At 38.2% G+C, this 16,146-nt stretch carries 14 protein-coding genes; 1 reads left to right on the forward strand and 13 read right to left on the reverse strand.

Annotated elements, in window-relative coordinates:
• Positions 1-67 precede the first annotated feature (67 nt).
• The 9 genes from hpt to pth form a co-directional block, all read right to left on the reverse strand.
• Positions 68-607 carry a hypoxanthine phosphoribosyltransferase gene (gene hpt / locus BW727_RS07355; RefSeq protein WP_062470829.1) on the reverse strand — a complete coding sequence of 180 codons (540 nt, stop codon included), beginning with the start codon at positions 605-607 and terminating at the stop codon, positions 68-70.
• A complete protein-coding gene (gene tilS, locus BW727_RS07360) occupies positions 588-1,976 on the reverse strand; it encodes a tRNA lysidine(34) synthetase TilS (RefSeq protein WP_062470833.1) in 1,389 nt (462 codons plus the stop codon). The genes hpt and tilS overlap by 20 nt, the downstream gene beginning before the upstream one ends.
• Before the next feature lie 84 nt (positions 1,977-2,060).
• Complete coding sequence (locus BW727_RS07365; protein WP_062470836.1) at positions 2,061-2,555, reverse strand: S1 domain-containing RNA-binding protein; 495 nt, start codon at positions 2,553-2,555, stop codon at positions 2,061-2,063.
• A gap of 84 nt (positions 2,556-2,639) precedes the next feature.
• Complete coding sequence (locus tag BW727_RS07370) at positions 2,640-3,062, reverse strand: FtsB family cell division protein (protein ID WP_062470839.1); 423 nt, start codon at positions 3,060-3,062, stop codon at positions 2,640-2,642.
• A 96-nt stretch (positions 3,063-3,158) separates the two neighbouring features.
• The gene (locus BW727_RS07375) at positions 3,159-3,428 is read right to left on the reverse strand and encodes an RNA-binding S4 domain-containing protein (RefSeq protein WP_062470842.1); all 270 of its coding nucleotides are present in this window, start codon (positions 3,426-3,428) and stop codon (positions 3,159-3,161) included.
• Positions 3,415-4,134 (reverse strand): MazG nucleotide pyrophosphohydrolase domain-containing protein, encoded by a 720-nt coding sequence (locus tag BW727_RS07380; protein WP_062470845.1) that lies wholly within the window; start codon positions 4,132-4,134, stop codon positions 3,415-3,417. Before BW727_RS07380 ends, BW727_RS07375 begins: the two co-directional genes overlap by 14 nt.
• A 4-nt stretch (positions 4,135-4,138) precedes the next feature.
• A complete protein-coding gene (locus BW727_RS07385) occupies positions 4,139-5,737 on the reverse strand; it encodes a putative polysaccharide biosynthesis protein (RefSeq protein WP_062470849.1) in 1,599 nt (532 codons plus the stop codon).
• Positions 5,727-9,254: a transcription-repair coupling factor gene (gene mfd, locus BW727_RS07390; RefSeq protein WP_062470852.1), complete on the reverse strand. Its 3,528-nt coding sequence runs from the start codon at positions 9,252-9,254 to the stop codon at positions 5,727-5,729. The genes BW727_RS07385 and mfd overlap by 11 nt, the downstream gene beginning before the upstream one ends.
• Before the next feature lie 48 nt (positions 9,255-9,302).
• Positions 9,303-9,872, reverse strand: coding sequence for an aminoacyl-tRNA hydrolase (gene pth, locus BW727_RS07395; RefSeq protein ID WP_062470855.1), 570 nt, complete (start codon positions 9,870-9,872; stop codon positions 9,303-9,305).
• A 186-nt stretch (positions 9,873-10,058) separates the two neighbouring features.
• Here pth and BW727_RS07400 point away from each other — a divergent pair, with 186 nt between their 5' ends.
• On the forward strand, positions 10,059-11,036 hold the full coding sequence (locus BW727_RS07400; protein ID WP_062470858.1) for an L-lactate dehydrogenase: 978 nt from the start codon (positions 10,059-10,061) through the stop codon (positions 11,034-11,036).
• A 59-nt stretch (positions 11,037-11,095) separates the two neighbouring features.
• Here the strand turns inward: BW727_RS07400 and BW727_RS07405 are convergent, their stop codons facing one another.
• The 4 genes from BW727_RS07405 to BW727_RS07420 form a co-directional block, all read right to left on the reverse strand.
• Entirely contained in the window at positions 11,096-12,079 is a 984-nt protein-coding gene (locus BW727_RS07405; RefSeq protein WP_062470861.1) for a ribose-phosphate diphosphokinase, read from the reverse strand.
• Between the two features lie 92 nt (positions 12,080-12,171).
• Positions 12,172-13,548 (reverse strand): bifunctional UDP-N-acetylglucosamine diphosphorylase/glucosamine-1-phosphate N-acetyltransferase GlmU, encoded by a 1,377-nt coding sequence (glmU, locus tag BW727_RS07410; RefSeq protein ID WP_062470863.1) that lies wholly within the window; start codon positions 13,546-13,548, stop codon positions 12,172-12,174.
• Between the two features lie 177 nt (positions 13,549-13,725).
• The gene (gene purR, locus BW727_RS07415) at positions 13,726-14,541 is read right to left on the reverse strand and encodes a pur operon repressor (RefSeq protein ID WP_062470866.1); all 816 of its coding nucleotides are present in this window, start codon (positions 14,539-14,541) and stop codon (positions 13,726-13,728) included.
• 152 nt (positions 14,542-14,693) lie between these two features.
• Positions 14,694-16,133 carry an aminoacyl-histidine dipeptidase gene (locus BW727_RS07420; protein WP_062470869.1) on the reverse strand — a complete coding sequence of 480 codons (1,440 nt, stop codon included), beginning with the start codon at positions 16,131-16,133 and terminating at the stop codon, positions 14,694-14,696.
• Positions 16,134-16,146 lie beyond the last annotated feature (13 nt).

A 16,146-nucleotide genomic window follows, 5' to 3' on the forward strand; every position in this document is an offset into this window, starting at 1 on the left:
AGATTCAAGTTGCATGAAGATGAATCTCAATAATGATAACATATCTGACCTATTTTCACTATTGGTTTTACTTATAAATTTCTTCTTTTAAAACACCGATATAAGGAAGGTTCCGATATTTTTCATCAAAGTCCAAGCCATAGCCCACTACAAATTCATTTGGCACATTGATTCCAACCCAATCCGCTTTTAAATCCACTACACGGCGTTCTTTTTTATCTAATAATGTGACAATCTTAATTGATTTCGCTTTTCGATAACGGAATAATTCAATGAGATGACTCAATGTCCGACCGGTATCAATAATATCTTCCACAACCAACACATGGCGACCTTCTATCGATGTATCGAGGTCTTTTAATATTTTAACATCTCCGGTTGATTCTATTCCAGAACCATAACTTGAAACATCCATGAAATCCAGTTCCAGATCACAATCCATTTTACGGGACAAGTCAGTCATGAACATAACGGCTCCCTTTAGTACGCCGATGACAAGTGGATATTTCCCTTCATACTCTTTTGTCAAGATTTCACCTAAATCAGCGGTTACCTTCGAAATGTCTTCTTCTGAATACAATACTTCTTTAATATCTGGATGTAACATTTTGCACCTCTTCTTTTTTTATAACTGCTATTTTAAACTCACCTTGATCATGCAACCAAATGGATGTTGCATAACCTGGTACCCATAGTACTTTCCCCGTATAATCCGTTATAACCCATACGCGCTCACGCTTTTCAATGGGAACTTTACCATCAATAAGTATCCTTGAAATTTTTTTAGTAAATGGACGCTTCTTATTGAGTTGGATGATATCTCCAGGCTGCCAATATCTAATAATGAGCGGTAAAACAACTTCCGTGGGTTTCATATAAAATACTGATTCTTCAGTAACAAGTTGTTTTTTTGATAAAAACAACCCTATTCTACCATTAAAAGGTAAATCTAACCATTCATTTAAATGAATTTCTGCTTGAAACGGTTTTACCATCGCTTTTTCTTTTTTCTGTGGTTCAAACAAAATCAAATCATAACGTCTTTTAGCAACTCCACCTGAAAAACTCAGACTGGCTTGTGGTTTATCCCCTTTTAACAGATGTAATATTTTTTCGACGTGTTGCCGCTGTGTAGGCAATACCCAAACTTGCGTTAAAAAGTAGGTTAGGATGAGCCTTTGCATGGCTTCCTTTTGTTTTAGAAATAGGGGGATAGAGAGTACCCATTGCTTGCCTTTGTTTTCAAAAACTTGATTGAAACAAGTCTCAATCATTGGTTCCGCAATCGTTAATAAGTCTAACAGCTCTTCAGAGAATTGATTAAAATGCGCCGTTGCTTTTCTATTTTCTTGTTTTAACAAAGGCAAAATCTGATGGCGATACCGGTTTCGTGCATACTCAGTTGTTTGATTGGTTTCATCTTCTCGATATGGAACGCCGTTGTTTATGCAATAGTCATAAAGTTGCTCTTTTTCAAAATCAAGCAAGAGTCTAACTAATAAACCGTTATCAAAAGAACGTTGCCGCTTCATACCGGCAAATCCCTCCAAAGTACTCCCCCGAGTCAAACGCATTAAAATTGTTTCGACTTGATCATCGCCATGGTGACCCGTTAAAAGAATGTTTGCTTCGTGATTTTTCATTTCTCTTGCAAAAAACTCATATCTAAACTGACGTGCGGCGGCTTCAATGTTGCTTTCAGGATGGTTTTGCCAATGACTAACAACTAACGGAATCGCTTGAAGTTGGCAGTACTTTTCGACTAATTGCCAGTCTTTTGTAGCACTTTCACGCAGATGATGATGGACGTGTAAGGCGAGTAGGTGTGGTCGCTCCTCATCAGGTAATTGTGTCAATGCGTGCAAGAGCGCCATTGAATCAGCTCCCCCAGAAACTGCTATTGCCAGGAGATCCGTTGGCTTCCAATATTTATAGCGCTGATTCTGCATCTGAATTGTCTCTACTAGGCTCTTCATTCGACTCCTCCTTGGGATAGAACGAAAAAAGAGGCGGAACAAATAGGCGTTACGCCATCGTTCAACCTCTTATTTGTTGGCATCTTAGTTACGTCTTCCGCCACGTCCGCCACGTTTACCTTCAGTATTACGTTTTAATGAAGTCAAGCGGTCGTCGCTATCTTTTAAGAAAGAACTCATTAAGTTATCAAAACTATCTTTCTTTGGTTCTTTGGATTGTGGTGCACGTTCTCGGCTGTCTCTTCCCTTGTTATATGAAGGACGGTCTTCCCTTGGTTTGTAGGCAGTTGTACTGCGTGGTGCAGGTTTATGTTGACGTTGTGGTTGAGAATCTTCTGTAGCATTTTCTTGTGCTTTACGAATGGACAACCCAATTTTACCGTCGTCAGCAATCGTCAACACTCTAACTTCTACTTCATCTCCAACAGTTAAAACATCGTTAATATCCTTAATGTAACTGTCAGAAATTTCACTGATATGTACAAGACCGGTCTTTCTATCTCCTAAATCGATAAAAGCTCCAAAATGTGTAATACCTGTTACCTTACCCGTTACAACCTTACCAATCTCAATTGACATAAAAAAAATGTTCCTCCTTAAAATAGTGTAATATTATTATATCATGTTATGAATTTAAAAAACAGACAGATTACTAAGGTTTTTCTAGTTGTTGCTATCTGTTTTGTTTTGATTGTCTTCCGGCAAGCTAAAAATGATTTCATTGTCTTTACTATAATAGTAGCGACTACGTGCCAATTTTGCAATATAATCATCATCTTGAAGCAGCCCCAGTTGAATGTTTAGTTCTTGGTTTTTATCTTCAATTGTTTTTTTCTCTTTCGTTGCCTCAATAATTTGTGTATCCATATCTCGAACTAACATCATACTGTCTACTAATCGATAAGTGAGCGGCAATAAGAGTACAAGTCCAAATAGTAAAATAAATCCCATCCGACGCTTGGCCTTTAACTTTTGCAGGGCTTTTTTTCTCTTTTTAGTTTTTTCTTGGTCGATATAGTCGTTGTCGATATGTGTAATATTTTCTTGTTGTCGTTCCTCTATTTCTTCCTGACGTTTAAATAGCATCGCCTATCCCTCCTATTATAGCTCTATACAGTTTAAGTATAGAAGATATAGGAGGGAAAGTCACGCTGTTTCCGGTATTTGAGCTTCTTACTTTAGTTATTCTGGATCTCTTTCTATCGCTGTTTCACTTACAATGGTATACATTTCTTTTGCTTCATCTTTTTTTGTCGTATCAACAATTTTTTCAATTCGAATCACTAAGGTTTTATTGCCAAATTGAATCGTCATTTCATCGCCAACTTTAACATCGGTACTTGATTTAGCTGGGCGGTTATTAACAAGAATACGACCTTTATCTGCAACCTCTTTTGCAACAGTACGGCGTTTAATAATACGGGATACTTTAAGAAATTTATCTAATCTCATCATGATTCTCCTTTTCTTTTTTCTTGATTGCTTGCCACATAGCGTCTATATCTTCAACTGTTCGGACCTCGTAACCATCAAAAACATGAGGATGACGACGTCGAAGTTTCCGATTAAGGACATCTAAAATATCTTCTAATAAAAAATTCCCCTTTTGCTCTGCATGATTGGCATGATAAAGAACCTGGAGCAAAACATCCCCTAGTTCCTCGATTAAATTTTCGCGGTCCTGATTTGCAATTGCTTGTGCAACTTCTTGACTTTCCTCTTCTAGATAGGCTAGAAGACTATCATGTGTTTGTGCTTGTACCCAAATATCCCCTGCTTGAATCGCATCCATATACCACTGTGTGGTTGCAAAACTTTTAGTACGTTCATCACGACTTAAGGGCGGGATATAAAGAATTTCTGGCACTAATGATCGATCATTGTCAACAAGTTTAGAAAGGGTCTTCCAAATAATACTTTCCTGTTCTCTACCAATTGCATGAAGCAAAGCGACTGGATGTTCCAGTGGGTATTTTGTAAGAATCGCTTCTTTAATGTCCAAAAAATGACGTGGTTTTGATATATCAAGGACAAGGATATGACTGCCTAAGTCAAGTCGATCTGCCTCAAACCTTCGACTAGCAAGAACTTGCACCCCATCTAAAGGTGTTAAACTAAGTGTTTGCAAGAGTTTATCTAAAGAATAGGGAATTTCCATTTTTTCACTTCTTTTCTTTCTGTTTTTGATTGATGGCGAATTTTTTAAGGAGCTTTTTACCAAAAGGAATCGCTAACCACTCTCTTGCGGTAAATAATTGTACCTTCAAAATATAGCTAATAAAGACAATTACTCCTACTAACATGGTTAGAATTGCAATGATACTTGCACCACTTCGTGAGTTACTGATAAAAATAGCCAAAATTAGTTTAGTCGCATAGGCGCTAGTAAAAACAATCGCTGCACCATTCATCAGTTTGAATAAAAAATGGTCTTTTATCCAAATGGCTCGTAATTCTAATGGCAAGTATTGGAATAAAAACAATCCCATAGCTATCAGCCCTACTACAGTCGCTAAACTAGCTCCAACTGTATTCCAGAGCGGTACTAACAAAAGATTGGTTAATAATTTAACACTTAATCCCAATGCTAAGGCGATCAGCGTCAACAAATAACGATTAAAACTTTGTAAAATAGAATGAAAAGTTAAAACAATGGACGTTGTGGCAATAGCAACAATGTAAATTGATAAAACAGTATTACCACTGGTATCCCCAAACAACATTCTATTTACTTCAGGTAATATAGCGAGCAACCCTGCTACAGCAACAAAAGAGAAACTTGCCGTCATACGAATGAGTGATCGCGCTGCGCGGTGGAACTCTTCCATTTTTTCATAAGCAATTGCTTGACTCATGACGGGAATAAAGCCTGCAGAAAAACCAGTCCCCACTACCATTCCTAATTGCACAAGTGGTTGTCCGCGGTCATAAATCCCTTTTAAAGATTTAGCTTTTAGTGGATCAATCCCATTTTCTATTAAACCTTTATACAGAGTGAAGGAATCGATTAACTGGAATAAAACAAGAATGGACGTTAAGAGGCAAATAGTCAGACCTTCTGTTGCATAACGTTTTGCTAAGTCGAGCAGTGTTAAGCCATCCGTAGTGGAGTCTTTATTGAACAAAAACTTTTCCTTACGCATCGCAAACAACAAGATACCCGTCGCAATGGCTGCACCCCAGATAGCCCCACTCATTGCTTGTGTTCCCATGACATATATATCGGTGCCAGTGGATGCATAAATCCAAGCGGCGTATAGAATAACTAAAACCCGAACCAGTTGTTCAGCTACTTGTGAATGAGCTGTCGGTTGCATCCGGTAAGTACCTTGGAAATAACCTCGAAAACTTGCCAAAATCGGCATAAACAAAAACATCCAAGATACACTTTGAATAAGTGGTGTTAGTTGTAAATCACCCATATAAAAAGCGATTTGGTTTGCAAAGCCATAGGCTAATCCAAACAAAACAAAAGAAAATAAACTCAAGATCAGTAGACTATACCAAACTAACTTCTTTCGTTCATTTGGCGTTTTAGCTTCTGCAATCGTCTTTGAAAAGAACACCGGAAACCCCGCTAAGGCGAAAGTCATGCCGATACCATAGATGGGATAAACCTGTTGATAAACATAAAAACCAGTGTTTCCAACCATGTTTTGGAACGGAACTCGGTAAACTGCGCTCAATATTTTAGAAAACAAACCCGCCACAGATAATAATACGGCTCCGTTCATCATCAACTTCAGTTCTTTATTTTTCATCCTCTTTTTCCTCTACAATCGCACACGCTTCAAGAAACACCTTCAGATAATCCATCCATGATTCGGTTGCTAGTTTTTTTATTTCTAAGGTAACAAGTAGCTTCTCTTTGCGAGTGATAACTTTTGCACGCAAGGGGATACTACTCAATGCTTCAAATATAGCTGCGCCTTGTAGACGAGTACTACCTGATTCATTCAATGTCACCAAGACATTCTCTCCTTGTCGTTTAATCGCTTCAACTTCTGCCTCTTGTGAAACGTGTCTGAGCAACCCTATCTGAGCCAGTTGATTAACTTCAACCGGTGTTTCACCAAAGCGGTCAACAAAGTCATCCATAATTTCATAATAATCATTTTCACTTGCTGTTTGTTGAATGCGCTTATACATATCAATTTTTTGTCTTTCATCGGAGATATAGGTTGCGGGAATATACGCATCAATATTTAAGTCAATCTCAACATTTGCCAGTTTTCTACTTGCGCCCTTACCTTGTTTACGTTCTACTGCTTCACGCAACATTTCTGAATAAAGGTCAAATCCAACAGAATCGATAAAGCCGTGTTGTTGTGCGCCTAAAAGATTCCCAGCTCCACGAATAGCCAAGTCACGCATGGCAATTTTAAAGCCCGAACCTAGCTCTGTAAAATCTTTTACCGCTTTTAATCTTTTTTCACTCACTTCACTTAAAATTTTGTTAGGTTGATACATCATATAGGCATAAGCAATCCGATTGGTTCTACCGACACGTCCTCGTAACTGATAAAGTTGTGAAAGCCCCATAAAATCGGCATTTTCAATAAAGAGTGTATTCGCATTGGGGATATCAACCCCAGTTTCAATAATTGTCGTGGTAACTAAAACATCAAAATTACCCTCTACAAAATCCATCATGATGTTTTCTAATTGTACTTCGGTCATTTGTCCATGTGCCACACCGACCCGTGCACCCGGCACTAGAATACGAATTTCATCAGCCTTTCGTTCAATCGTCTCAACGCGATTATAGACATAAAAAGTTTGACCGCCACGAGCCATTTCACGTTCTATGCCGTCCACAACTGCTCCCATATTTTGTTCCATGACATAAGTTTGGACGGGATAGCGGTTAGCTGGTGGTGTTTCAATGACTGATAAATCACGTACCCCTAACATAGACATATGTAAGGTTCGCGGAATCGGAGTAGCTGTTAAAGTCAATACATCTACTGATGCTTTAAGTTGCTTCAATACTTCTTTGTGTTTAACTCCAAATCGTTGCTCTTCATCCACAACTAAAAGCCCGACATCAAAAAACTTTACGTCTTTCGATAAAATCCGATGTGTTCCGACAACTATATCTACACTGCCTTTGCGCAATCCTTCTATCGTTTTTTCTTGTTGTTTCTTGGTTCGAAAACGACTCATCAGTCCAATTTCAAAAGGCCACTCTTCAAAACGTTGGATTAAAGTTTCATAGTGCTGCTGCGCTAAAATTGTAGTGGGCACTAAAAAGGCAGCTTGTTTTCCTTCGCTTACTGCTTTAAAAACCGCACGCATTGCGACTTCGGTCTTACCATACCCAACATCACCAACTAATAAACGGTCCATCGGTCTACTTTTTTCCATATCCTTTTTGATCTCTTGGGCGCTTCGAAGCTGATCTTCTGTTTCTGTAAAGGGAAACTGATTTTCAAACTCAATTTGCTCTTTTGTATCCGGTGGAAAAGCATACCCTTCTTCTGCTTCACGTTGGGCATATAAGGCAATCAAGTCCTCAGCGATATCTTCTACACGCGACGCAACTTTATTTTTTGTTTTTGTCCATTCTGTTCCACCTAATTTATTTACTTTGGGTGTTTTGGACTCAGAAGAAACATATTTTTGAACCAAATGAAGTTGCGTAACCGGAATAAACAACTTGGCACTGTCTTTGTATAAAATAGAGATATAATCTTGGTGTGAACCATCCACCACAATTGTTTCCATACCGGTATATTTACCTATTCCGTGATTAACATGCACGACATAGTCACCTGGTGACAGTTCTGAGTAACTTTTTATACGTTCCGCATTAGATATTTTTTGGCGGCGAACCTGTCTTTTTTGGGCCTTGTTAAATAATTCCTTTTCAGTCACAAAAACGACTTTTTCCATGGGCATTTCAAACCCGTTTGCCATAGCACCTACTACGATGTTTACATGCTCCGGCGTGACCGAATCGTTCCCTTTAATGACGCTTTCAATATGAAAATCAGCAAAGGTTTGGTGTACTTTTTCAGCCCGCTCATGGTCCGCCACAATGGTGAAGATAGTCATACCTTGTCTTAGCCAACGTTCCATTTCTATCTTAACCATATCCATTTGACTAAAGAATTGGACAATTCCTCGGTATTGAAGGGCGTGAATATCCGTAAATCGGATATTTCCTAATCCTTTTTGGAAGAGAGAGTAAAATACTTTAGGGTGATGGCTCTTTTTCATTATATGCCGAACGTCCGCCATCATTTTTTGTTTGGGTAGAAGTAAGCCATCATACTGCTTACTGGCTTGCCAGTCGGCTGCTTCTACTTCTTGGTTACGGTCACTTTCTAAGGTGCGACCATATTCATCTACAATAATCAGCGCATCTTTAGGAATATAATCAAGTAAGGTTGTCTCTTCAGAGTAAAACAAAGAGGTATACATTTTAGGATTAGCAGGAATTTCTCCTACTTCCAGTTTTTCGATAAGGTCATTAAAATGCACTTGCATCCGCTCTTTAACTTCCTCGTCTTTGATCGATTGACTGGCTTTTTTTACCATCTTACTAATCGCGTCGCTACGTTTTGAGAGTAGATTAGCTGGATAAACAGAGTCTTGAGCAGGAAGAACAAGAACTTCTGTCACTACCTCATCAAACGACCTTTGTGTGGTCGGTTCAAAGAAACGCATCCGATCAATTTCATTATCAAAAAATTCAATTCGGACCGGTTCTTCTTCATTGAGCGCATAAATATCAATAATGTCCCCACGAATACTGAATTCACCTGGAGCTGCTACCATAGATTCGCGATTGTAACCCATGGCGACAAGCTTATCCGGTAGCGTTTCGAAGGTAACTGTTTCTCCTTCTTTAAAAGTGAGATTGTGGTCTTTCCAAATTGAAACAGGCGATAGTAATTTTTTAAATCCTGCGCTTGGAACGATAACAATCCCTTTCTGTCCGGTTGCCAAAAAATGCATGGCTTCTACACGTTGGCTACGGAATTCAGGAGAAGAAAAAGCTAATTCAACTGCTAAAGATTCTTCAACCGGAAAGAGGAAAACAGGTATATCCTCAGAAATTTGCGTTAAATCATCATAAATTTGGCTCGCTATCAACAAATTAGGCGCCCAGACAACAATAGGATGTTCAGTGTTTCTGTAAATAATCGACGTTAATAAATTACGCGAAGAACTGCTAATACCAGTTACGAGTTGATTACCCTCGTTTTTTACTTGCTCAACTATTTTCTTTATCGCTGGTGTCTTTTGTAAGTAATTCTCAATATCACGCATTTTTTCACTCCTAACATGCCGTACAAATAGGCTCAGCAAGAGCTGAACCTATTTTTTCCGGTTAAATTTATTCATAACACTTAAAAAATCTTCTCCATTTATAAAATCATCAATTGCTTGAGCGCTATCTTTCACTGCAAAAAGCATTTCTTCATGCGCGTCTTTCGGAAAAGGACTCAAGACGTGTTGGATTACATTCATATTGACTGGAGGTCTACCGATTCCAATCCGAATACGATTAAACTCTTGTGTCCCAAGATGTTGAATCAAACTCTTGACGCCATTGTGACCACCCGCACTGCCTTTTTGGCGTAGACGAATGCGACCGGGCGACATATCCATATCATCGTAAACAACAACAATATCATCTATTTCGATGTTAAAATAATCCATTAACGGTCTAACCGCTCGTCCTGACTCATTCATATACGTCATAGGTTTGACAAGGATAACGCGCTCACCGTTGATTCGTTCATCAGCATAAACAGCCTCAAATTTAGATTTATTAAAGGTTACTTTATTCTGGTAGGCCCATTCATCTACGGCAATAAAGCCCACATTATGCTTAGTATTGCTATATTTTGGCCCCGGATTCCCTAATCCGATGATCATTTTCATATTTTTCACCTATTCTTCTTAAAATGGAAAAAGCTGGACGAATTCCGTCCAGTTGTCCACTCTATTATAACATATTATCTCTGAATACAAAAAGTAAAGTTCTCTCTCTGGTATCGGTATTGCTCCTCTATTAAAAAATGTTATAATAACTACCATCAACTACTAAAGATTGATGGAGGGATGCAGATGTCCGCAAGAGAAAGAAAGTTTGGTCAAAAAATTATCCTAATTGGTAACGGTGCCGTCGGGTCAAGTTATGCTTTTGCTCTCGTTACGCAAAACGTTGGGCGAGAACTTGGCATTATCGATATGAACACAGATAAAGCAGAGGGAGATGCCATTGATTTATCTGATGCGCTCGCTTATACAAGTCCTAAGAAAATATATTCGGCAAGCTATGCTGATTGCAGCGATGCTGATTTGATTGTTTTAACAGCTGGTACAGCCCAGAAACCCGGCGAAACACGTTTAGATCTTATCAATAAAAATTTGAAGATTTTTAAATCGATTGTTGAACAAGTGATGGCAACTGGTTTTAATGGCATTTTCTTGGTGGCAACAAATCCAGTCGATATTTTAACTTACGCTACTTGGAAGTTTTCAGGTCTGCCTGCCAAACAAGTAATTGGTTCAGGAACTTCTTTAGACTCTGCACGTTTCCGCCAAGAAATAGCCAAACTTGTAAATGTTGATCCTCGTAATGTTCATGCTTATATTTTAGGAGAACATGGCGATACAGAATTCCCAGTTTGGTCCCATGCCAATGTAGGTGGGTTACAAATGTATGAGTGGATTAAATTAAATGGAACCAATGTAGATGAAGAAGAACTTATTAACGCTTTTTATTCCGTCAGAGACGCAGCTTATCGAATTATAGAGAAAAAAGGAGCTACTTTTTACGGGATTGCTACATCGTTGGTTCGAATCACTCGGGCTATCTTTAACGATGAAGATGCTATTTTACCTTTGTCTGTTTATTTAGCTGGAGAGTACCAACAAAAGAATGTCTTTTTAGGGGTCCCAGCTATCATTAATCGTGAAGGGGTGCGCGGCGTCATTGAAATTGCTTTAAACGAAGTAGAACAACAAAATATGCAGCATTCTGCTGACACCTTACGCAAGATCATCGAAAATTCTTTTGCTACATTAGAAGATGAACAATAAATAAAAACAGCTGCATCCTTCATTTCAAGGACGCAGTTGTTTTTAATGATAAGTAATAGTTAGTCAAGCACTTCAAATTTTTCTTCAAACAAAGGACTGACAGAACGATTTTCATGAATTCGTTTGATTGCTTCAGCAATCAATTGAGAAACAGATACTTGAACAACTTTCGGTGTCATTTTTTCTTCAGGCAACTGAATAGAATCTGTAATAATAACTTGGCGGATAACGGAATTTTCTAACCGCTCCATAGCTGGACCCGATAAAACAGCATGCGTACAGCAAGCATAAACTTCGGTTGCACCTGCATCTTGCAAGGCTTGAGCTGCTAAGGTAATGGTACCTGCTGTATCAATCATATCATCAATGATGATTGCTTTTTTGCCTTGAACATTTCCAATAATATTCATGACTTCTGCCACATTTGCTTTAGGACGACGTTTGTCGATAATTGCAATCGGTGCATGGATAAATTCAGCAAGTTTACGTGCACGCGTCACACCACCATGATCCGGAGAAACAACAACCACATCATCTTCTACCATATTATTATCTAAGAAATAATTCGCTAATAATGGTGCTCCTAATAAATGATCAACCGGCATATCAAAGAATCCTTGGATTTGAGGGGCATGTAAATCTAAGGCTAGGACACGGTCCGCTCCTGCATTAGTAATCATATTCGCGACTAGCTTAGCAGTAATTGGTTCACGTGATTGGGCTTTTCGATCTTGTCTTGCATAACCATAGTAAGGAATGACGATGTTAATGGTTTTAGCACTCGCACGTCTGAGGGCATCAATCATAATCAATAATTCCATTAAATGATCATTAACTGGGCAACTTGTGGATTGAATAATATATACATGAGCGCCACGAATACTCTCATCAACATTCACTTTAATTTCTCCATCGCTAAATTGCGTTGATGAAACAACACCTAATTCTACGCCAACTTCCGCGGCAATCTTTTCTGCCAATGGAAGGTTGGAGCTCAATGAAAAAATCTTCAATTTCGGGTCTTTGTAGTTTTCTGTAGTCATAATTTTCTCCACTCACCAATCTATTTTTTTGTGTTTCTTTCTTATATCATTCTTCTAAACCATTATAAAAACCAACCTAATATAAGACTATGTTATTTTTTTGACGGCGGAAGTTTATCCCAATACCCCTCTTTGTTGACTTGTCGCGCTCGCGCAATCCCTAAAGCTTGTTCTGGGACGTCTTGAGTAATGGTTGAGCCAGCTGCTAAAACTGTATTTGCACCAATTTCAACAGGTGCGATTAAATTGACATTGCAACCGATGAAACTATTATTACCAACTGTTGAACGGTGCTTGTCTTTGCCATCATAATTTACAAAAACAACCCCACAGCCAACATTAATATTTTCCCCTAAATCTGCATCTCCAACATAGGTTAAATGGGCAACACTAGTATGTGCACCTATTTGCGCATTTTTAACTTCTACAAAGTTACCAATATGTACTTGTTCACCAATCTTACTATTAGGACGTAAGTGACTGTATGGACCGATGTTACTGTCATCAGCCATTTCAGCTGATTCAATATTGGAACTTATGACACGAACACGATTACCAATTTTAGAATCGCTAATTTCTGAATGCGTACCGACAAAGCAGTCCTCACCAATAACTGTCTGTCCTTTTAATAAAACGCCCGGTTCGATAATGGTATCTGAACCAATTTTGACATCCGCTTCGATATACGTATTAAAAGGGTCGAGTAAAGTAACCCCATTTCGCATATGTTTTTCATTAATCTTTTTCTTCATTTTGACACTTGCCTCGGCAAGTGCAACGCGATCATTTACACCAAGTGCTTCTGACATATCTGTCATTTGATAGGCCGAAACAATTTGGCCTTGTTTTTTTAATATTTCGATTACATCCGGTAAATAATATTCACCTTGCGCATTATCATTGTTAACATTTGCAAGAGCTTCAAAAAGAATTTCATTATCAAATACATATGTTCCTGTATTGATTTCTTGTACGCGTGCTTCGCTTTCGGTTGCGTCTTTTTGTTCAACGATTTTTTCAACATGTTGTGCTTGGTTACGTATAATACGTCCATAGCCGAGTGGATCATCTGCATGAGCAGTTAAAATGGTTGCTTTTGCTTGTTGAGACTCATGGTGTTTTACCAAGTTTTCAAGTGTTTGGGCTGTTAATAGGGGCGTATCTCCACAAATAACAAGTGTTGTCCCTGATTTGCCACCCAAGGTTTCTTTTGCTTGTAAAACAGCATGTCCCGTACCTAACTGTTCGGATTGAAGCACAAATTCTGATCGGTTTCCTACCGTCGTTTGGACTGCTTCAGCGCCATGCCCCACAATCGTTACTATTTTGTCCACACCCGCTTGTTCTACTTGATCAATGACATGTTCTACCATTGTTTTTCCACAAACTTCATGTAGAACTTTGTATAACTTACTCTTCATTCTTGTCCCTTGACCGGCCGCAAGAACAACTGCAAAACGTTTCGTCATATAACTTTCTCCTTTGCTCTTGTATGAAATCACACAATTTTTATCCTACCCGAAATAACCAGTTTTTTCAACCTCTGTAAGCGTTCAATCGTATCTTTTCTTCATTTTCTCATATTCTGCTTCAAGATTACAGAAGAAAGTAGAAAAAGCCACCATAAATTTTATGGTGGCTCGTAACTAAATGTCAAAATAACTTCCTAAACTGACAGTCATCGTACGATTACGTATATTCACTTCACTCACACGAATTAACGACGCGTAATCTTCGGTTTCTTTTGAAGTGTAAGCTGCCTCTGCAAAAACAGTAACGCCTACAATTTCAGAATCAAACTCTTCTATAATACTGCGCATCCCACTAACTGTACCGCCACCCTTCATAAAATCGTCAACGATTAAGACACGGGAGCCGCTAGGGAGACTGCGCTTTGATAATTCCATTTTTTCAACACGATCGGAAGATCCGGACACATAATTGATACTAACAGTAGAGCCTTCAGTAATTTTCGAGTCTCTACGCACAATCACAAAGGGAACGTTTAAATAACTGGCTACGGCTTGCGCAATCGGAACCCCTTTGGTTGCAACAGTCATAACAGCCGTCACTTTTTCTCCTCGATATTGTGAAGCAATAATTCGGCCTATTTGATTTAATACTTGCGGATTTCCTAGTAAGTCAGATAAATAGACATAACCACCTGGTAACACACGTTCATTGCTATCCATTTTCTCACAAATTTCGGTCGCAAATAGACGTGCCTCTTCATCAGTTATAAAAGGAACATATTTCACGCCTCCGGCAGCACCAGGTAGGGTTTCCACAATTCCATAGCCGTTCTCCTCAAAGGCACGCCTAATAATCGTTAAATCCTCACTAATAGAAGATTTTGCTGAACTATATTTCTTAGCAAAATAAGTTAAAGATATCAATGTGTAGGGATGGTTCAATAAATAATAAGTCATGTCGACTAATCGATCGCTACGTCTAATTTTCATAAAGTCTTACTCCTTCTACCATTTTATTATCAACAGTATATCGGTAAATTCTTGAAAATGATAGTTTTTTTATATTAATTGTTCGTATTTAAATAAGAAAACAATCTTAACTAAATCTAAATTAGACATTTTGACCGGAATAGACGTCATTTTTATTTTAAACCTTTAAGAAGCTCTACAAGGTATTCATAACTTCTTTTCGTAGATGCGATACTTAATTTTTCTTTAGGTGTATGTACATCAAACATATCAGGTCCAAAAGAAACAACATCAAGGTTAGGATAAGTCTTTTTAAGTGCACCACTTTCTAAACCAGCGTGTATAACAATGACTTTCATCTCAGTCCCATACATTTTTTGATAGAGTTCAACTGCTTTTTCTCTGAGTTTTGACTCTGCTTTGTATTCCCATTCAGGATAACCACCTGAAATATGAAAGCTTCCAACTTTTTCTATATCTTTAGTAATTTGCTCTCTCATAGCATTTAAAATACGTTCACTCGAGCTTCTTGTAGAAATAGATAGGGTTATTTTGCCTTTTTCAGTATGAACAATCGCAAGATTACTTGAACTTTCTACCGTATTTTCGCTATCTGCTAACCAAGTATGCACACCTGTTGGGAGCTGTTCTAAAAGATACAGGATATTTTCCAAATCGATTTGTCTCAACGCTTTTTGTAAACCAGTCGGTTTGTCTAAAAGAATTTGCGGATTTTCTTCCACCCATTTATTTTTAAGTTGTGTTTCGATTTTAGTTACTGATGCTTCTAGTTTTTCTAAGTCCTCTTCTTTAACCCCGATGACTATTTTCATTTGTCTTGGAATGGCATTGTCTTTAGTCCCACCATCAATAGACACCAATTTGATAGCTATTTCTTCCTGCAAGGTTTTTAAAATATTCAGAGAAACTTTTAATGCATTCGCTCTATTTTTATCGATTTCCATTCCAGAATGTCCACCATTTAAACCAGTAACTGAAATAGTAAGTGCTTGGTAACCAGAAACTGAGTCTTCTTCGGTACTTACTGTTGCTTTGATCAGTTCTCCCCCTGCCGACCCTACAGTGAGAAAGCCTTCTTCTTCTGAATCCAGGTTTAAGAGTCTCGTTCCTTTTAAAACATTTGGTTTTAGACCTAATGCGCCGCTCATATCGGTTTCTTCTGAAGTAGTAATCAATAATTCGAGCATGGGGTGTTCAAGACGATCATCTTCTAAGATTGCAAGCCCCATTGCAACTGCAATACCATTATCTGCACCTAGTGTCGTGCCATTCGCCTTAATAAATCCATCTTCTACAATTAAATCGATGGAATCTGTTGAAAAATCATGGTCAACTTGTTCTTCTTTTTCGCACACCATATCCATATGGCCTTGTAGAATAATTCCTTCTGAATTTTCATAACCTTTTGTAGCAGGCTTTTTAATAATAATATTGTTCAGTTCGTCTTGGATTACTTTTAGTCCGAGGTCTTCGCCTACTTTTTTTAGATAATCGCTTATTTGCTTTTCAGATCCGGAACATCTCGGAATCTTAGTGATCTCTTCAAAATAATAAAAAACTCTTTCTGGTTTTAAATCCCTTAGTTTTTGCATCATAAATCCCTCC

The organism is Jeotgalibaca dankookensis (genome assembly GCF_002005405.1).
Taxonomy (GTDB): domain Bacteria; phylum Bacillota; class Bacilli; order Lactobacillales; family Aerococcaceae; genus Jeotgalibaca; species Jeotgalibaca dankookensis.